General features: G+C 52.7%; 1 protein-coding gene. It reads left to right on the top strand.

Features of this window, described 5'->3' with window-relative positions; all coding sequences use genetic code 11:
* Positions 1–207, top strand: a 207-nt coding sequence (locus AB4486_RS23005) for an amidohydrolase family protein (RefSeq protein ID WP_372118825.1), incomplete at both ends; no start/stop codon positions are given.

The following is a 207-nucleotide window of genomic DNA, read 5'->3' on the forward strand; positions in this document are numbered from 1 at the left end:
CCGAAGGTGCGGGTGGCGGCCATGCTCCCGACATTATCCGTGCGGCAGGTGAACCCAACGTTCTGCCTTCTTCGACTAACCCAACACGACCTTACACGGTCAATACGGTCGATGAGCATTTAGACATGTTGATGGTGTGTCATCACCTTTCACCATCAATTGCAGAAGATGTCGCGTTTGCTGAATCTCGTATCCGCCGTGAAACCA

This window comes from Vibrio sp. 10N.222.55.C6, from assembly GCF_041473395.1.
Taxonomy (GTDB): domain Bacteria; phylum Pseudomonadota; class Gammaproteobacteria; order Enterobacterales; family Vibrionaceae; genus Vibrio; species Vibrio crassostreae_C.